The organism is Brevibacillus sp. HD3.3A, from assembly GCF_013284375.2.
GTDB lineage: Bacteria > Bacillota > Bacilli > Brevibacillales > Brevibacillaceae > Brevibacillus > Brevibacillus parabrevis.
In genome coordinates, this window is record NZ_CP085874.1 from 4,915,345 (window position 1) to 4,932,351 (window position 17,007).

The 17,007-nt window shown below is 48.4% G+C and carries 19 protein-coding genes and 2 pseudogenes; 6 read left to right on the forward strand and 15 right to left on the reverse strand.

All coding sequences use genetic code 11. The annotated features are described in order from the left end of the window. Positions 1-14: 14 nt before the first annotated feature. The 4 genes from HP435_RS22845 to HP435_RS22860 are packed head-to-tail and all read right to left on the reverse strand — an operon-like array spanning position 15 to position 4,179. Positions 15-977: a GNAT family N-acetyltransferase gene (locus HP435_RS22845; protein WP_173599263.1), complete on the reverse strand. Its 963-nt coding sequence runs from the start codon at positions 975-977 to the stop codon at positions 15-17. A 28-nt stretch (positions 978-1,005) separates the two neighbouring features. Further along, positions 1,006-1,833 carry a carbohydrate ABC transporter permease gene (locus HP435_RS22850; protein ID WP_122964587.1) on the reverse strand — a complete coding sequence of 276 codons (828 nt, stop codon included), beginning with the start codon at positions 1,831-1,833 and terminating at the stop codon, positions 1,006-1,008. Positions 1,834-1,868: 35 nt separating this feature from the next. Then, positions 1,869-2,819: a carbohydrate ABC transporter permease gene (locus tag HP435_RS22855; protein ID WP_122964586.1), complete on the reverse strand. Its 951-nt coding sequence runs from the start codon at positions 2,817-2,819 to the stop codon at positions 1,869-1,871. Positions 2,820-2,850: 31 nt separating this feature from the next. Next, positions 2,851-4,179, reverse strand: a complete 1,329-nt coding sequence (locus HP435_RS22860) for an ABC transporter substrate-binding protein (RefSeq protein WP_122964585.1) — start codon at positions 4,177-4,179, stop codon at positions 2,851-2,853. A 395-nt stretch (positions 4,180-4,574) separates the two neighbouring features. Between HP435_RS22860 and HP435_RS22865 the strand changes: the two genes are divergently transcribed. Further along, entirely contained in the window at positions 4,575-5,174 is a 600-nt protein-coding gene (locus tag HP435_RS22865) for an undecaprenyl-diphosphatase (RefSeq protein WP_122964584.1), read from the forward strand. A gap of 71 nt (positions 5,175-5,245) precedes the next feature. Here HP435_RS22865 and HP435_RS22870 read toward each other — a convergent pair whose 3' ends face one another. Then, positions 5,246-5,752, reverse strand: coding sequence for a DUF1648 domain-containing protein (locus HP435_RS22870; RefSeq protein ID WP_122964583.1), 507 nt, complete (start codon positions 5,750-5,752; stop codon positions 5,246-5,248). 130 nt (positions 5,753-5,882) lie between these two features. Here HP435_RS22870 and HP435_RS22875 point away from each other — a divergent pair, with 130 nt between their 5' ends. Continuing rightward, complete coding sequence (locus tag HP435_RS22875; RefSeq protein ID WP_122964582.1) at positions 5,883-7,217, forward strand: MFS transporter; 1,335 nt, start codon at positions 5,883-5,885, stop codon at positions 7,215-7,217. Positions 7,218-7,508: 291 nt separating this feature from the next. Here HP435_RS22875 and HP435_RS22880 read toward each other — a convergent pair whose 3' ends face one another. Further along, on the reverse strand, positions 7,509-7,970 hold the full coding sequence (locus HP435_RS22880; RefSeq protein ID WP_122964581.1) for an OsmC family protein: 462 nt from the start codon (positions 7,968-7,970) through the stop codon (positions 7,509-7,511). Positions 7,971-8,277: 307 nt separating this feature from the next. On the opposite strand from HP435_RS22880, the gene HP435_RS22885 reads away from it, so the two are divergent. Both HP435_RS22885 and HP435_RS22890 read left to right on the forward strand, forming a co-directional pair. Further along, a complete protein-coding gene (locus HP435_RS22885) occupies positions 8,278-9,414 on the forward strand; it encodes a TolB family protein (RefSeq protein ID WP_122964580.1) in 1,137 nt (378 codons plus the stop codon). Next, a complete protein-coding gene (locus HP435_RS22890; RefSeq protein WP_141254196.1) occupies positions 9,393-9,611 on the forward strand; it encodes a hypothetical protein in 219 nt (72 codons plus the stop codon). Before HP435_RS22885 ends, HP435_RS22890 begins: the two co-directional genes overlap by 22 nt. A 76-nt stretch (positions 9,612-9,687) precedes the next feature. On the opposite strand, the gene HP435_RS22895 is transcribed toward HP435_RS22890, so the two are convergent. Continuing rightward, positions 9,688-9,882 carry an IS3 family transposase gene (locus HP435_RS22895; RefSeq protein ID WP_167470305.1) on the reverse strand — a complete coding sequence of 65 codons (195 nt, stop codon included), beginning with the start codon at positions 9,880-9,882 and terminating at the stop codon, positions 9,688-9,690. Between the two features lie 16 nt (positions 9,883-9,898). On the opposite strand from HP435_RS22895, the pseudogene HP435_RS22900 reads away from it, so the two are divergent. Next, a pseudogene (locus HP435_RS22900) lies at positions 9,899-10,734 on the forward strand (IS3 family transposase); the annotation flags it as partial. A 164-nt stretch (positions 10,735-10,898) separates the two neighbouring features. On the opposite strand, the gene HP435_RS22905 reads toward HP435_RS22900, so the two are convergent. Beyond that, positions 10,899-12,116 carry an IS256 family transposase gene (locus HP435_RS22905; RefSeq protein ID WP_173600261.1) on the reverse strand — a complete coding sequence of 406 codons (1,218 nt, stop codon included), beginning with the start codon at positions 12,114-12,116 and terminating at the stop codon, positions 10,899-10,901. A gap of 2 nt (positions 12,117-12,118) precedes the next feature. Here HP435_RS22905 and HP435_RS22910 point away from each other — a divergent pair, with 2 nt between their 5' ends. Then, a complete protein-coding gene (locus HP435_RS22910; protein ID WP_255679172.1) occupies positions 12,119-12,298 on the forward strand; it encodes an IS3 family transposase in 180 nt (59 codons plus the stop codon). A 343-nt stretch (positions 12,299-12,641) separates the two neighbouring features. Here HP435_RS22910 and HP435_RS22915 read toward each other — a convergent pair whose 3' ends face one another. The 7 genes and pseudogenes from HP435_RS22915 to HP435_RS22945 form a co-directional block, all read right to left on the reverse strand. Next, a complete protein-coding gene (locus HP435_RS22915; RefSeq protein WP_167470303.1) occupies positions 12,642-12,806 on the reverse strand; it encodes a hypothetical protein in 165 nt (54 codons plus the stop codon). 20 nt (positions 12,807-12,826) lie between these two features. After that, on the reverse strand, positions 12,827-12,982 hold the full coding sequence (locus tag HP435_RS22920; protein WP_167470302.1) for a hypothetical protein: 156 nt from the start codon (positions 12,980-12,982) through the stop codon (positions 12,827-12,829). 107 nt (positions 12,983-13,089) lie between these two features. Beyond that, the gene (locus HP435_RS22925) at positions 13,090-13,602 is read right to left on the reverse strand and encodes a hypothetical protein (RefSeq protein WP_122964576.1); all 513 of its coding nucleotides are present in this window, start codon (positions 13,600-13,602) and stop codon (positions 13,090-13,092) included. Between the two features lie 192 nt (positions 13,603-13,794). Further along, a complete protein-coding gene (locus HP435_RS22930; RefSeq protein WP_122964575.1) occupies positions 13,795-14,259 on the reverse strand; it encodes an SMI1/KNR4 family protein in 465 nt (154 codons plus the stop codon). A gap of 12 nt (positions 14,260-14,271) precedes the next feature. Beyond that, complete coding sequence (locus HP435_RS29305; protein ID WP_307723375.1) at positions 14,272-14,589, reverse strand: deaminase domain-containing protein; 318 nt, start codon at positions 14,587-14,589, stop codon at positions 14,272-14,274. A gap of 193 nt (positions 14,590-14,782) precedes the next feature. Next, a complete protein-coding gene (locus HP435_RS22940) occupies positions 14,783-16,021 on the reverse strand; it encodes an IS110 family RNA-guided transposase (RefSeq protein ID WP_122964574.1) in 1,239 nt (412 codons plus the stop codon). Between the two features lie 121 nt (positions 16,022-16,142). Further along, positions 16,143-16,918 (reverse strand): annotated as a pseudogene (locus tag HP435_RS22945) (recombinase family protein). Positions 16,919-17,007: the final 89 nt, after the last annotated feature.

The following is a 17,007-nucleotide window of genomic DNA, read 5'->3' on the forward strand; positions in this document are numbered from 1 at the left end:
GGAGATCCCCCTTCTCACAGCTCCTTGCTGTATTTGGCGTACTGCTTCCAGCTTGAATAGCCGAGCTTGGCGTAAAAGTCCACGAGCGCAGTCCAGTCGATGACAATTTGCCGCACGCCGCGCTTGCGCAGCATGGCAATCCCTGCCTGGACAATCGCCAGTCCCAAACCGCTTCCCCGATGCGCCGGGTCGATGCCAAGCGGCCCGATCCCGCCCAATTCCTGCTCAAACAGCGGCGACCAGTACACGTTTTGGGCAATGAACGGCGAGTTGGCATCGTTGATCCGGCAAAAGCCGACGATTTCTTTTTGCCGCTCCAAAACAACGAACTCGCGCCCCGTTCCCCCGCGCTGAAAATAGTGGATCGCCTCGTACTCCCAGCGCCCCGGAAAGCAGCGATGCAAAAAGGCCAGGAAAGCTTCCTTGTCTGCTTGCGTCAACAACCGGAAGCAACCGTCGGAAACTTGCGGCAGCGGCGATGCTTCCTCCTCTGCGGCATAGCGGCAGAGCAGATCGTTTTCCAGCGGCTCCAGCAGACTGTATCCTCGCGCGGCAAACCAGTCTTTGACCGCTGTCGATTCATCAGGGATGCCAGGAAAGTAATGATACGGATCGCGCCCCAGCCAAATTTTTTGCACCCCTCGCTGCTGCAAAGCCCGCTCCGCCCGCGTCAGCAGCTCCCCGCCGATTCCTTGCCCGCGAAACTCGTGATCCACCAGCAACACTTGAATCCAGCCGACACCTTTTCCCAGCTGGACATCGAGTTTTTCCTGCCAGCATTTCGCCACAGCGAACCCTGCCGGACGGCGCGTGGCAGAATCGATGGCAATCCAGGAGCCGGCTTGCAGCACGTTTTTGTCTGCGAAGCTGTTTTGCTGAAAAAGCTCGGGCCGCATCGGGAAGCGCTCGCCAAGCTCCTGGTTCCACAGCTCGCACAAAGCATCCAGATACAGCTCGTCTAATGGTACATAAAACATGCGTTTCATCCGCCTCCTATTGCCTCGCCTACTTTAGCCCGGAAGTTTTGGAGCCTTCCACGAAATATTTTTCCGCAAACAAAAAGACGATCAAAATCGGAATCAAACTGATCAACGCCCCGGCGACCAGCAGCTGGTCATCGGTCTTGTACTGTCCGCGCAGCGACAAAATTCCGATCGGCAGCGTAAAATGCTCTTCGGATAGCAAATAAATCACAGGCGCGAGAATCTCGTTCCATTTGCCCATGAACGTAAATACGGCCAGTGTCGCCAGCGCCGGCTTGCACATCGGCAAAAATACCCGCCAGTAAATCTGGAACGGATTGCAGCCATCCAGCTTGGCCGCTTCCTCGTAGTCTTTTGGAATGCTCAAAAATGCTTGCCTCATCAGAAAAATCGCGAACGGCTGTCCCAACCACTCCAAAATCCACAGCGGCGTGAGCGAGTCGAGCATGCCCAAATTTTTGAAGATGATGAACTGCGGGATGATCGTCACAATCCCCGGAATCATCATCGTACCGAGCACGATCATGAACAGCGTGTCGCGAAACGGAAACTTCAAGCGAGCGAAAGCAAACGCGATCATCGAGCTGGACAACAGCGTACCGACTACGGAAAGAACGGCGACAATCACACTGTTCACCGTATAGCTGCTGAAGTTCGCCTGCTCCCACACCTGCGAGTAGTTACTCCACTTCACAGGGTCAGGCAGCCACTCCGGCGGAAATTGCATGTATTGTTTGTACGTTTTCAACGAGTTGAAGACAGTCGTCAAAAACGGCACAACCATGATCAAAGTGCTGGCGAGAACAAACAGGTATCCGAATAGTTTATTGAGCGGAAAACGCTTTTGCATGGCTACCCCCTTTTCCTCTGCACATCCAGTCAAGTTTAGTCATAGTGAACCCATTTCTTTTGCAATTTGAATTGCACCAAAGTAATCGCCAGCAGGATGAGGAACAACACCCAGGCAATCGCGGAGGCGTAGCCCATCTTGTAAAAGCTGAAGCCTTGTCTGAACATGAGCAGCATCAGGACGAGGCTCGCATTGTTGGCGCCGCCCGTCGATCCTGCTTCGGTTGACCCGCCCGTCATGACAAAGATTTGTTCGAAATTTTGAAAAGAGTAGATCGTGTTCAAAATAATGACGAGAAACGTCGTACCGGAAATCATCGGCACGGTCACCCGCCAAAACTTTTGCCAGGCGTTGGCGCCATCAATCGAAGCCGCCTCGTACATGTCATTGGAAATCCCTTGAAGTCCCGCCAAAAAAATAATCATCATGTAGCCGACCGACTTCCAGATCGCGATGAGCACGAGCACCGGAATGACCCACACTTCGTCGATCAGCCAGCTTTGCGGCGCAATCCCGAAGTGGGCGAGAATGGCATTGGCAAAACCGATCCGCTGGTTGAACACCGCATCCGCCACATAGGCAATTACCGTCCAGGAAGAGATCACTGGCAAAAAGTGCGCCATGCGGAACAGCTTTAGCCCTTTCAGCTTTTGGTTCAGCGCGACTGCCAGCAAAAGGGCCAAAAACGTCTTGGCCGGAACGTACAAAAGCGTGAAGTAGACCGTGTTCCACAGCGCCTGGTAAAACAGCGGATCCGCGAACAGCTTTTCATAGTTGTCCAGGCCAGTCCACTTGGGCGGATTCAAAATATCGTAGTCGGAAAAGCTGAAATACAGGGAAGCAAGGGAAGTTCCTACGACAAACACGAGAAAATGGATCAGGTAGGGGGAGACGAGAAGCAATCCCCATCTCCCCTCGCTGTCCAGCCATTTCCGCTTCTTTTTCACATCAGGCTGTGCCTGTAGCTTGTTCGGTATCTCCAGCATCGCTCGCTACACTTCCTCCCCTGATGGTTTGCTATTGCTTCTTGAAGAAGTCATCCAAAACTTTTTGTACCCCTTGATCGGTTTTCGAGATGTAATCGTCCACACTCATCTTGTCCATGAACAGCTCGGCCAAATTGTCTGTGACGACTTTCAGCCATTCGGCAAAGACGGCATTCGTATCGATCGTTCCGGCGAAGTCCAGGCTATCCAGGAACACTTTTTTGTTGTCGGGCTTGATGCTCGGATTCAGGAACATCTCGGAGTTGGCGACCGATTTTTTCACCGGGATCGCTTCGCCCACCTCTGCCCATTCTTTTTGCGCCTCGTCAGATGTCGTCCAGTACGTGATCCATTCCTGGGCTGCTTTGACTTTTTGCTCCTCGGCTTTTTTGTTGATGACCCACGAGTTGGCGATGACAGGCGCAAAACGTTTGCCGTCCGGGCCTTTAGGCATCGGCGCGACATCGTAGTTCAAGCCTGCTCCGTTCATCGAGGTCGTCGCCGCGTAAATGTCGATCTGCATCGCCGTGGCCCCGCTCAAAAACACCTTGAAATTGCTTTGGAACGCTTTCAGCTCTGCCGGGTTGGGGAACAGCTTGCGCTTCATGCCGTCCGCCATCCACTCCACCGCTTTTTTGTTTTCCGGCGAGTCGATGATCGATTGCGTCATCGTCGGATCGAGAACGCCGCCGCCGTACGCTTTCATAATGTTGAACGCACCGCGCGAGCTTCCGAAGAACGTAAATCCGTACTGCTTCACCGCGTTTTTGTCAAAAGCAGGGTCGTCCGCATTTTTCCCGCTCGCATCAAGCGTCAGCTTGGCGGCAGCCGCCTTCAAATCATCCCAGGTCCAGTCAGCCGTCGGATAAGCGACTCCAGCCTTGTCGAACAAATCTTTGTTGTAGAAAAGCGCCCCGACCTGGATGCCCTGCGGCACGCCCCAATATTTGCCGGAAGCGTCTTTGTTGAACTCCACGCCAAGCACTTCGTCTTTGTTGACTTCCTTCGTGACGTAATCGGTAATATCGCGAATCGCTCCGCGCTGGGCAAAGCCGAATACTTTCGTCCCGTCGCTTTGCCAGATGTCAGGCGCATTTCCTGCGGCGATTTGCGTCGTCAGCTTCTGGTAAAAGTCTTCGTAGGGCGCTGTCACTGTCTTGATTTTGATATGCGGGTGAGACTGTTCGAATTTTGCAATAATTTCTTCCATCTTTTTCTTCGTCGGCGGGTCAGAAGTATACCCCATGTACAGCTCCACCTTGTCTCCCTGCTGCGTCGACGATTGGCTACATCCTCCCACGAGCAATGCCGCTGCCAGACTGGCGATCCCTACTACGGATAAAAACTTGCTTTTTTTCATGGAAAGCCTCCCCTTTTCAAAAAATGTCCTTCTCTCTAGCAAAAGAAAAATGATTGCTTTGCCAGCCGTTCGATTCGTCCCGCTGTACCGTGGCTAATGAGCGTCAACCAAAAACTCCCCCTTCGCCTTCTGCTTGCAGCGCCTCTATTGCGAGAATTTACTGGCAATTTGTTACATACCTGTATTATAGACTCTTGAAACAAAATATCAAGATATCTTCTTAATCATAAAATAAAATTTCAAAATTTCTTTTTCGACACCCGCTGTTCGCTTTCCTCGTTCCGTGTCGAGAGCCAACCTTACACCATTGTAATTTTATGTAATCTAAATCGATTTCTTCTCTGCTGCCCGTTGGTTAGTATTTTCCTATTGTCAAAGAAAGGGGCTGGCTATTTTTGAATTTGATGGAACTCAATGTGCAGTGCTTCCGGGCGATCAACGACCTGGGAAAGCAGTATCCAGAACTGAATCCGGCGTTTTACGCCATCGCGGAATATACGGTCTACGCGCTGGCTCTGTGCGCCCTGCTCTACTGGTTCACGCGAGACTCGCAAAATCGCATGATGGTAATCTGTGCGACAGCCACGTTTGTCATGGCGGAGGTGCTCGGAAAACTGGCTGGGACTCTGCATACTAACAACCAGCCATTCGCCGAGCTTGCCAATGTGAATCAGCTGGTGCAAAAAGCCGTAGACAATTCGTTTCCGAGCGACCATACGATCTTGTTTTTCTCTTTCTGTGTCAGCTTTTGGCTGTTCCAAAGAAAAACGGGCATTCTCTGGATGCTGCTCGCTGTGTGCGTAGGTTTGTCCCGCATTTGGGTAGGCGTACACTATCCGGCCGACGTCCTCGTAGGCGCTCTGATCAGCATCGGCTCGGCATTGACCGTCTTCCTGCTGTTGCCGCGCTTCGCTTTTGTACATAGCTTGCTTTCCTTCTATGAAAAAATGGAAAGCGCTATTTTGCCCGTCAAGCCACGCTCCAAAGGATTGTAAAGCAGCACAAAAAAGCCCGAAGCGCGCTCCTTTTGCTCAAAGGAGTGGATGCTTTGGGCTTTTTTGCGATCTCAGCGAATTTTGTTCAAGTTGCTGAAGCCGTAAACGAGTTGAATGACGATCCCGGCTGCCACGACAGGCAAAAACCATTTGCCGAATCCGCCTCCCCACCCCATGGCGATCGAAACCGATTCCAGCAAAATCGCAGAAAACACGATCAGACACATATTTTTTAACTGATTCACTATTTTTCGACTCTGCAAATAAAATTGCTCCGCGTTGGACTCATTGAATCGCTTCGGGTAGTTGTACACTTCCGGATGCTTTTCCAAAAGCTGCATCAAGCCAAAGATGAATGCCCCGATCCCGGGCAAGATGAGCAGCTCCCACTTGGACCCCCAGCGATCCACTTCTCCCACCGCGTCAAAATGGGCAGGAACCTTGTCCGGCAGTTCCCCCCAAACGAACAGCAAAAAGACGATTCCACCGATATAAAAGAAGGCCCCCAGAATGTCCCATATCCATTCGCTTTTCGACTTGGCGATTTCGATTTTTGGGCGTCCCCACCAATCGGACATAGAGATACTCCCTTCTGTTTGTCAAACTGGTTTGACTTTTCTAGAAATTGGAGATAAGATTCATCCAGTTCCGTTTCCCATGAAACCATTTTGCTACATACAAACAGCTACAATAGAAGGAGAGAAAGCCATGGTGCGTCATTCTAATCATAATTTGCAGCCTTTGCAAAATCAACAGGCCCATTTTCGATGTTTTATCGATTCATCCCATGAGCGACAACGGCTTTACAAGCGGACACTCTTGATCGTCGTCATCTCGCAAATTTTTGGCGGCGCCGGACTCGCCGCTGGCGTCACGGTCGGTGCTCTGCTCGCCCAAGACATGCTGGGAACCGAAAGTCTCGCTGGCATTCCCGCTGCCTTGCTTACGCTTGGCTCCGCGCTGGCCGCTCTGTTGGTCGGCAAAATTTCGCAACGCCATGGTCGCCGCTTCGGTCTGGCAGCCGGCTTCCTCGCGGGCGGAATCGGCGCCATCGGGGTGATCCTCGCTGCCACGACGCAAAATATCGTCTTGCTGTTTGCCTCGCTGCTCGTTTACGGCGCCGGGACAGCCACCAACCTGCAAGCCCGCTATGCCGGAACCGATCTGGCCCAGCCGCAGCAGCGCGCGACCGCTGTCAGTACCGCACTCGTTTCTACCACCTTTGGCGCAGTGGCTGGCCCGAATCTGGTGGAAACGATGGGCCGTTTTGCCACTTCCATCGGCGTGCCGCCGCTGGCTGGTCCTTTTATTTTAGGGGCTGCGGCTTTTCTTTGCGCCGGACTGGTCTTTTTGTTCCTGCTTCGCCCAGACCCGCTGCTGGTTGCCCAAGCGATTGCCGATGCCCAGGCCCGCGAAGAGAAACATCCCGAACATCTGGCGGATAGCCAGTCTGTCGCCAACAGCCGCGGCATCATCGTCGGTGCAACGATCATGATTTTGACCCAAATCGTCATGGTTGCGATCATGACGATGACTCCCATCCATATGAAACATCACGGCCATGGCTTGAGCGAAGTCGGTCTCGTCATCAGCGTGCATATTGGCGCCATGTACTTGCCTTCGCTTATGACTGGCATACTCGTGGACAAAATCGGACGCTCTGCCATGGCGCTTGCTGCTGGCATCACGCTGCTCGCGGCAGGAGTGCTCGCTGCTTTGGCCCCTGCTGATTCCATGCTGCTGCTCGTCCTCGCTCTGGCTCTGCTCGGACTCGGCTGGAATTTTGGCCTGATCAGCGGTACGGCCCTGATCGTCGACGCGACTCCGCTCGCTACACGAGCGAAAACCCAAGGAACAGTCGACGTCCTGATCGCCCTTGCCGGAGCATCTGGCGGAGCTTTGTCCGGCATGGTCGTCTCTGGTGCCAGCTACGCCACGCTGTCGCTCGCTGGCGGCTTCCTTTCCCTGTTGCTGATCCCTGTTTTGATCTGGTCGAAAAAGAAGCAAGCGGCAACGCATTCTGAAAACGCACCGCTGGGGTAAGGCAGGCAGCGTTGGACAATTCCCGCAGAAAGAGGCGAAGCTTTTCGCCTCTTTTTGTCATTTTTGCTGCGCTCTCGCCGCTATACGCGCAGCTCCCCACGCACACATCATGTCGTTTTGTAGAGTTGAAAACTGAATTTTTCGGGCGGCCTTCGTGTTGCCCTACTTCTCTCAGCTCCCTCTCATCAAACCGTACGTGAGGTTTTCCCACATACCGCTTTCCGGGCACGCTTCACACAGAAAAAGAGGCAGAGAATCTCCCGCCTCTTTTCTTTTGCTCATCAGCAAAAATTAGCCCAGCTTGCTTGCAGCATTCCCGATGACAATTCCGTTTAGCTTGAGCGTGACCGGATTGGCAATCGTGTCGCCGACAGGGCATGTCTTCTCCAAAAACTGAATGAATGCTTCCACTTGCTCTCGGGATGCGTCCGTCTTGATATGAAAGGTGTAGCGAATCTCGGAGTAACCGCGACGCACATCGGATTTGTTCATGAAGCCATCTGTATCGAGGTCGCCTTCTACCTCCACCCAAAAGTCGTCGAGCTGCACACCAAACTTTTTCGCATACGCACGCGCTACAATCGATTGGCACGCGCCAAGGGCGGACAGCACCAATTCGACAGGATTCATCGCTGTATCCGTTCCGCCAAGGCTTCTCGGCTCGTCGACCGTTACCTCGAAGTTTCTGGAATGCGCCTTGACGACCATTCCCTCCTGAAGATGCGCGGTTGCTTTAAATGTTTCAACTGGCATGATCCCACTCCCTTTCCTATCTTTCACATCCTATTGCAAATCTTAACACATTTATCCGATTGTTTTAATATGAATTATTGCAAAATCTTGAAAAGATAAAAAAGATAGCAAGTCGAGATGTTTTGTCGCGAAAACTTTTTATCTATTTGGATTTCCTGTGACCCGATGTACTCTTCTTACGGCTAAGCCAATGGCGGAAACTGCCCTTCATTTCGCACCTCTTCCCGCATGCTGGCATACCATTTCTTTCTTTTTTTGTAACTTTTCAACCTTTCGGGCGTCTTCTTATTGCAGAAAGGATGATTCGATGAAAATAACCCGTATGATTGCTCTAACAACATTGTTTCTTGCTGTCTCACTGTTCCCGTCCCTGGCATTGCCGACAGCAAGCGCAGCAACTGCATCGGCAACAGCCACTCCAACAGACCCGCCAAGCAAAATATACCGGATCGGTCTGGATGGCAAAAAGCAGACGCTCGTCGCTCAATTGCCTGCCGTACACCGCGCGAGCATGTCGCCGAGCGGACGTTTTGTGTACGCCGAAAAGCAAGGATTCACAAACAACGCACCGACCATTCCTTATTTGTACGACACCAAAACCAAGCAGTTCAGCCAGTTGAACGGCTTCGCCAAATGGGCTTCTGGCAAAGATGAGCTGTTAATGGTCGAGCAAGCCAGCTTGTACCGCTACAACCCGCTCACCAAGCAAAAAACGTTGCTTGCCAACGGCACGGCCGACACGCCAATCCTCGATTATGCGATGGCACCAGACGGCCATTACCTCGTCTTTGTGCAAGCCAATCTCAAAGAGCCGGATGCCACCAAACGCTACAAGCTGTACTTGCAAGACATGAACTCACTGAAAATGAAGGTAAATGACCAATTTTCGCTCAGTGACGACCAACTCAAAAGCTACATGGTGCCAGACTTGTTTTATTGGGTGCCGACATCCAAAAAAGTGCTGTACAAGGCAAACGGAGCGATAAAAGAACTCGATTTGCCAACCGGACTCAAGTACACGTATTCTTTTAAAAACTTCCCCTCGTATTCCAACGATATGAAGCTGCGGTTTGAAGACAAGCAAGGACACGGTTTCATCACCGACCTGCAAACCGGAAAGAGTGTATCGACCCAAAATAATTACACTGCGGACCCAAACGATTTGGAGCGTCAATTGACGAGAATCTACTGGTCGCCGACTGGCCATAACTATGTCGCGGACAAATACTGGCACCCCTCGAACGGTCAAGATTTTTATGCCCAGCTTGTGATCAAAACAACAACCAAATCGTTTGTGTATCCATTCGATAATAGCTTTTACATGAACTCAAGCGACAATATCCAGTTTTTAGGGTGGGCAACTGACGGCAAGTCATTTTTTGTCGGCGATTTGGACTCCGTGCACATGAGCCGTTTTGACAAGTGGGAGTATCGGGAGAGATAATCACATACTTCCTCTTCTACGATTCTGATGAATGGGCCTCCACTTTAGCTTATGATCCGGATGGCAACCTCCGCGATGACTTGCTTTCTCTTGAGGAAATTTACGCTATTTTGGATAGCCCTGATGTCAAACCATACAAATCAGAGCTGGAAGATTATAAAAAAGCCAAGCGTGGTCCATATAGTTATGATATGTAGGACAAGAAATCGTGTGCGCATTTATCTGTTGATGGAACGCCGCGGGAAATGATAGCGTTGGATTGTCAACAGTAAATCAGACAACTTTTTTAAGGGCTTCTTGGCGATACTGAGCAGGCGTCACATAGCCTAATGTCCCATGAATGCGATGCTTGTTGAACCAATTAACGTAATCGTACAATTCCAGTACCAGATGACGCAGACTCTGGAAGTTCATCTGGTTCACGTTCACGAACTCTGTTTTTATGATTTTGTAGGTGGCTTCAGCCACAGCGTTATCGTCGTCAGAAGAAAATGAGCTGATCGCTTTGCGAAAAGAGAACCAGCGTCTGAAAATGGAGAACGATATTTTAAAGCAAGCCGCGCTGATCATGGGACGAAAGTAGCTATCATCCAGAACAACCGTGATAAATACTCAGTATCAGCAATGTGCGACGTCCTGCAAATCGCAAGAAGTATTTTTTACTATGAAGCGAAAGAACAACCAAACGAAGACGATATAACCGAATTGATTGTGGAGATTTTCCACAAAAATCGAAAAGCTTACGGTACACGAAAGATCAAAGTCAAGCTCTAGGAACGCAGATTCGTCGTCTCCAGACGTAGAATTGGTCGTATTATGAAAGAGCAAGGACTCGTTTCCACCTACACCGTGTCTCAATATAAGCCCCATCAAACCGCTTGTAATGAAGCAACGACGGGGAATGTTCTGAACCGAGAGTTCGAGCAGGAGGAAGCCAAACACTTCGTCGTCAGCGCTCTGACGTATGGAAAGGTCCAGAACCGATGGCATTACATTTGTGTGCTGGTTGATTTGTTCAATCGAGAGATCATTGGGCATAGTGCGGGTCCAAACAAGGACGCTGCTCTGATTTCCCGCGCTTTTGCGACGGTACATGGAGATTTACGCTAGATTCAGTGGTTTCATACCGACCGTGGTAGCGAGTTCAAAAATCAAAAGATGGACGAGCTTTTGGAGACGCTTGAAATCGCCCGATCGCTAAGTATGAAGGGCTGTCCGTACGACAACGCTGTGGCTGAAGCCACCTACAAGATCATGAAAACAGAGTTTGTGAACCAGATGAACTTCCAGAGTCTTCGTCATCGGGAATGTAAATTTTTTTGTGTAAATGGGTTTTTAACGGGTGGACAGTTACGTCAACGGCTTTACATGGAGTGGCGGGCATGATAGGCTCGCTTGCCATGCGATGCATATTTTACTGGCATCGCCCAATCGCAAGAAATCATGCCCGCAGAGGCTCCATGTCAAGCCGACTCAACAGTTGATTATGCGGACAGTTCCCCTTGCAATCGATCTCCAAAATGGATGGCAAGTTGCGATATACATTCTTTCCAACTCCGAAGCGGCATAGTCCATTTCTTCGATGCCTCAACGGTAGCCAGATAGATGATTTTCCGTAGAGCATCGTCGGATGGATAAGCCGTTTTTGTCTTTGTGACCTTACGGAGTTGCCGATGATAGCCCTCGATGATATTCGTCGTATAAATCATCTTGCGTATCTCTGGGGGATAGCTGAAATAGGCGGTCAGTTCGAGCCAGTTGTTTTCCCAGGAGCGAATAATGATGGGGTACTTCTTTCCCCACTTGTCTTTGAACGTAGAAAAAGCAGTCTCAGCTTCTTCTAACGTAAGGGCTTGATAGACTTTCTTTAAATCTGCCAAGACTAACTTTTCTTCTTTGAACGGAACATATTTCATAGAGTTACGAATCTGGTGGATGACGCACAGTTGAATTTGGGTTTTCGGAAAAGCAGCATGGATCGCCTCAGAAAACCCTGAAAGACCGTCCTTGCAGGCGATGAGAATGTCTTCTACACCACGGCTTTTCAGCTCTGTACACACATTGAGCCAGAAGCTTGCACTTTCGTGCTCGCCGATCCAAATGCCCAAAATGTCCTTATGACCAGACATAGTAATGCCAAGAACGCTGTATGCTGCTTTGTTAACGATACGATTCTCTTGCCGAACTTTGAAGTGAATGGCATCAAGAAACACGATCGGATAGACTCGATCAAGTGGTCTACATTGCCATTCTGCCACCATCGGCATAATCTTGTCGGTTACTTTACTGACCATCGTAGGAGACACGTCGATCCCATACAGATCCTTCATGTGTTCTTCAATATCGCGAGTAGACATACCTTTGGCGTAGAGTGCGATGATTTGCTCCTCCAAGCCATTTGTGGTTGTTTCATGCTTCTTCACAATGTGAGGTTCAAATTCGCCGTTGCGATCACGGGGGACACGAATTTCTGTATTGCCGAACTTTGTTTTCAGCGTCTTTTTGCTATACCCATTCCGACTATTTCCTGAATGATCACCATCGGCACTATGTTTGGCATAGCCCAAATGGTCATCCATTTCTGCTTCAAACAACTGCTGGATGGTGTCACGGAACAAATCTTTTAGCATGATGTGCACGTCCTCGATGGTTCGGCAATCCTTCGCTAACTCCTTGATGGTCATGTCTCTCTTGTCTTGCATAAATGATCATCTCCTTAATGGGAAGTTTAACCATTTACACAAAACTTTTTACGCTCTCTCGTCATCTGGAGCTGAAATTATACGATTACGTGAACGGGTTTAACAAGCATCGCATTCATGGGACATTAGGCTATATGACGCCTGTTCAGTATCGCCAAGAAGCCCTTAAAAAAGTTGTCTGATTCACTGTTGACAATCCATATTCTGGTTCATTCATAGAGCAGGATTCTCCTAATGCTTTCCTCCCACTATCTTCCCTCTGTTTCTTATGCAACTGAAATGCCTCAAGCTGTTCTGTTTTAGCAATGAACGTAAAGCAATCAAATACAGTCGTGTTAGTTCTGCTTTCATTTCGCTCTCGTGAAGCACCAGTTCCCATAAGAATTCTTCATGTTTTGTCATTGTGCTATTACCTCCTGTGACTTTCGTATTTGGTTGCTCTCGTGGTTTCGTGTCTGTTGTGGTAAAATGTCCTTGGTCGTACATTTGAATGGGTGCGTCACCTAAGAGCGTTGGGCTGCAATGCTATGCCTTGGATTGCTGTACCTTTCGTTCCCAGTATCTGCGCTCGTACTCCTTCGCTTTCAGGCGATTCTCCGGCTTCTGCCGCCATCTGCGCCGATACTCTCGCTCATACTGTCTTCTATATTCCCGACGTGCTTCCAATGCTTCCGGACTTAGGTTCAACATCTCTCTATTCCTCCCTCTGGTTACGTTCTGCCTATAGCGTTGCTGATTGTTTCACGTACTGCGTCTTGAACAGCCGCTCTCAATTCATCTGTAGTGCCTACTCCATTAACTTCAATGACTTCACTATCATCCACGATCTCAATGACGAAGTTGCTGTTATCTTTGCTCGCCTGCATTGCATAGGCTCCCTTCTCTGTAATCAGTTCAATTCATTTGCCTGTTCCCTTGTACCGCTGCAACAGAGCATTCATCATGTCCTGATCCGTTTGTGGTATACGGTTCCTCATCTGCCTGACCCCTCCAGTTCTGCAAGCTGAGTTACTTTTTCAGCCAGTACCTGCCGTGTTTGTTTCAGGCGTTCCTCTGCGTCCTGAACCATTTTTGCCGCCGCTGCCTTTGCATCTTCAAGTTCCTGCTGCTGCCGCGTCAGGACGGTCTGGTTATACTGTACAAGCTGCTTGCAATCTGATGCTTCTTGCTCTAGTCTGTCTATGAGTTCTAGTGCTTGCTGGCGTGGCAGTCCATACTTCTGATCTGCCACCGCATCCAAATGCTTTGCATGTTTCAACAACTGCTGAATCTCTTCGCTAACGTGAAAATCGGTACGTCCTGATCTTTGCAACTCTTCCGCCTGTTCACGCAATTGCCTTGCTTGCTGACAGTAACTGCGAATTTCATTCATAAGCTGCTCGTATGCTGCGCGAGCCTGGGCAATAGACCTCACTTCTTTTTCTACTTCCTGTGCTAGTTGCTCGTTCTTCAACTCTTCTGCCCCTACCTGTTCACGTTTTGCCATTCGTTTCATCCTCCTTTGATTTTGGGCATGCAAAAAAGCTCATTCCTACTCATGGTTCAAGTGGGAAAGAGCTTTTGAAGTTTATCAAGTGTTTGAATTATTTAGTGTTTGGTTTGTTGGTTGTATGGTACGATCTTGTTGTTGGGGTTGTAAATGGGCTTACACAAAAATGTTGACAACCCTTTACTTCTCCTAATCTTTCTTTTGAAAAACATACTTATCTCTCAAATACCTGCGCTGTAAAAATTCTGTAAAAGTATCTGTAATCTTATAGAAACCTTCTTTCTTCTTACCTTCTGAATAAAAATAGACAGGGGGATTCTCACCCTCATCTAATTTAAAGAAACAAAACATACACCCTTGACTCATCCAAAATACAAAATCGTTAGAGGTAAGCTTCAAAGGAACATTATTTTCTTCTAATAATTCCGCTCCCCATTCATTCAATTCAAGCAACTCGTCAATAAAACATGATTCTCCACGTAAAAAAGTATGCTCTGTTCCGCCTCCCATTACTTCAAGAAACTCAATGTATGCTTCAGGAAGTTTATTAGTTCCTATCAACTTCTTCACTTCATTTAATTCTTCCATTGTGCACGGAATCATAGGAATTTTATCATTTTGAAGTTGGATAACAAGTTCATTTAAATATCTCATCGTTATTCTCCTTTATTTTGGAATTACTTCAACACGAACTACCTCGATATTTGGAAATTCTTTCTGGAATTGATCAACCAAATCAATACAATTATCACAATACGGTCTTTCAGAAATAATTTCAATTTTCCCCTTAACATCAGGCTTTTCTTTGTACTTGAGCCTTAAATATTCTACAATTTTTTGTTCAGTATGACTTGTGAATTCGCTAATTGGTCCCTGATAATGATAATCCTCTGGTTGTGGGGGCTTAAAATTGCCCTTATTAAAGTAGTCATTGTCTGTAAACTCTCCACTAACGCTTTCTAAATCTATCTCATCACCATCTATTTTTCCTTTTGCCGCCGCAACGTTCCTTTTCTTCCCAGCAGTATATTTTTTTCTTAGGGATTCGACAAGTTCTCTATCTGCTTGTGTTGTTTCTCTAAAATATCTTCTAACAGGTTCACCCGTCCCCTAAGTTGTAATCTTAAACTTGGGAATAAAGAAGGTGGCAACTGTTTTACCAATCACCACCATTATATCAACTTGCCTGACGCTCTATTAGATTAGCCGCCCGATACTCGGTCTTGTGCTTCATCATGCTGTAAATGATGTTTACGAGCCTTCTCATGACGCATATCAGGGCTTGCTTCTTGGTTTTGCCTTCTGCTAGCTTTCGATGATAGTAGTCGTAGAAGAGGGGATTTCGTTGCTTCTTGTTGTCGCCTTTCGCTACTTGGATTTGTTGAACGGCTAGATTGTGGAATATAGCGTTCAATACCCGATTTCCTTGTCCACTTGCTTGGTCTTTGCCTTTGCCGCCCGAACTAAAGCGAACGGGAGCAATTCCTGCAAAACGTGCTAGCTTGTCAGCGTTGGAGAATCGGCGGATGTCTCCGATTTCGGCAATCAGTTCCGCCGCTGTAACGGTGCTGATTCCATCCATCGACTCTAGCTTGTAGTCCGTCTCAGACAAGACCTGACGAAGCTGTTCTTCTGTCTGCTTAATCAGTTCTCTGCTCCGTTTCATGTCCTGAACCATATTGACAATAATAAAGTCTCTGGACGTTTGAAACTTTCGCTTCGTCTCCCCGTCCTTCTTCACCAGTTCCAATATTTCCTCTGCCTTACGGGTAGAACAGGTGTTATGGCTTGCCTTGCGTAGATAGGTTGCCAGTTCATCCGCCCCAACCGATTCCAAGTGATGGGGAGCAGGGTACTTCTCCCAGAAAGCAAGGGCGGCTTTTCCATCTACATCACAGAAGAACTTCTTGTAGGACGGATAGTGGTAGCTTAATTGTTGGTGCAGTTGATTCTTTAATGAACTGGCGTGTTTGACCAGTGCGTTGCGTCTTGCCACCAGTTGCCCGATTGTCCAGTAAATGTCCTGTGGATTCGCATCTGGTAGTTCATCTAACCTTGCAAGCAATACTTTGGCGATGCAATACGCATCCCAACTGTCGCTCTTTTGGGTGGTTGCATAACTCTTACGCTCATTATAGGACAGGGCAGAATTGACTTCTTTGACAATTTGCTTCTTCTCAACAAGGTGAACGGCTAGTGCTCTGCCGTTGCCGCCCGTGTCTTCCAATCCATAGACAGGAGTCATTCCTTTTTTGCAATGCTTCTTGACCATCTTCATCAAGTCATCGAAACTGCTTGGCTTGTTGTCGATTTGGATTTCATCCAGTTTCGTATTCCAACAGTCGATGATAACGGCTGTATGGTGGGCTTTGTGTAAATCAAGCCCGACATAAATGTGTTTTTGCTTGTAGTGCATAAAAGAAATCACCCCTGTATACGGATTCTTTGATGATTAGGAGTAAGAATGGGAGCAACCTCAGTTCGAGCGTTAACCTTACGGTTCGCAATGGGACGCAAGCTTCTCCATTCATTTCCTGTTACAGGATGGCTTCATGCAAGCCATCTGCTTGTATATCTCCATAGCGGTATGTGCCGCTATAAAAATCACGTTTGTCCAAAATTCGTTTCACTTGCACTTGGTAAACAATCTGCCTTGCCCAGTTGTATAGCCTTCTTGGTTCAGTGTTTCGGCTATCTGGGTCAATGACCATGTGGGATACTGTTCCTTGATTTCAAATACTCTACGGACGGTCTGGGCGTGTCTTTCATCTACTTGGATACTTTTCTGACCTTTCTTTGCTTTGTATCCGAAGGTAGCCCTTCCACCTGCATAGCCGCCCTGTTGGGCTTTCTTGCTCCGCCCTCTGCTTAGCTTCATGGCGATTTCAAGACGTTGGTATGCGTCTAGCAACTCCATCAAGCCATTTATGAGGAAGTCATTCGGGTCTTTCTTGTAAATGCTGTAGGTGGGCTGTTCAATGCTCCGAACGTCCACCCCATACTTCTTGAACTCTCTGTGAACCAGAACTTTTACGATGTCAGACCGCCATAAACGGCTTGTATGGAGGACAACAACTGCATCAATGGTTTTACTGGCTAGTGCGGCTAACATGCTCTGGAAGCCGATTCTGTCTACCTCAAGAGCATCCTCATTTACCTTCGCCCCACTGATTCCTTCGTCAACATATATGTTCATCAAGTTCCATCCTTGCTCCTGACAATAAGAGCGGATTTCATCTTGTTGGTACGCTAAACTGTAGCCGTCTTTGGCTTGTCCTTGTGTTGATACTCTTACGTAACCGATGACATTCATGGTGTTTCCTCCCCACCGTTACAGAAATCTGAATTATTGTAACGCTTAGTAGATACAACGTAATTATATATCGACTAAGCGTTACAATC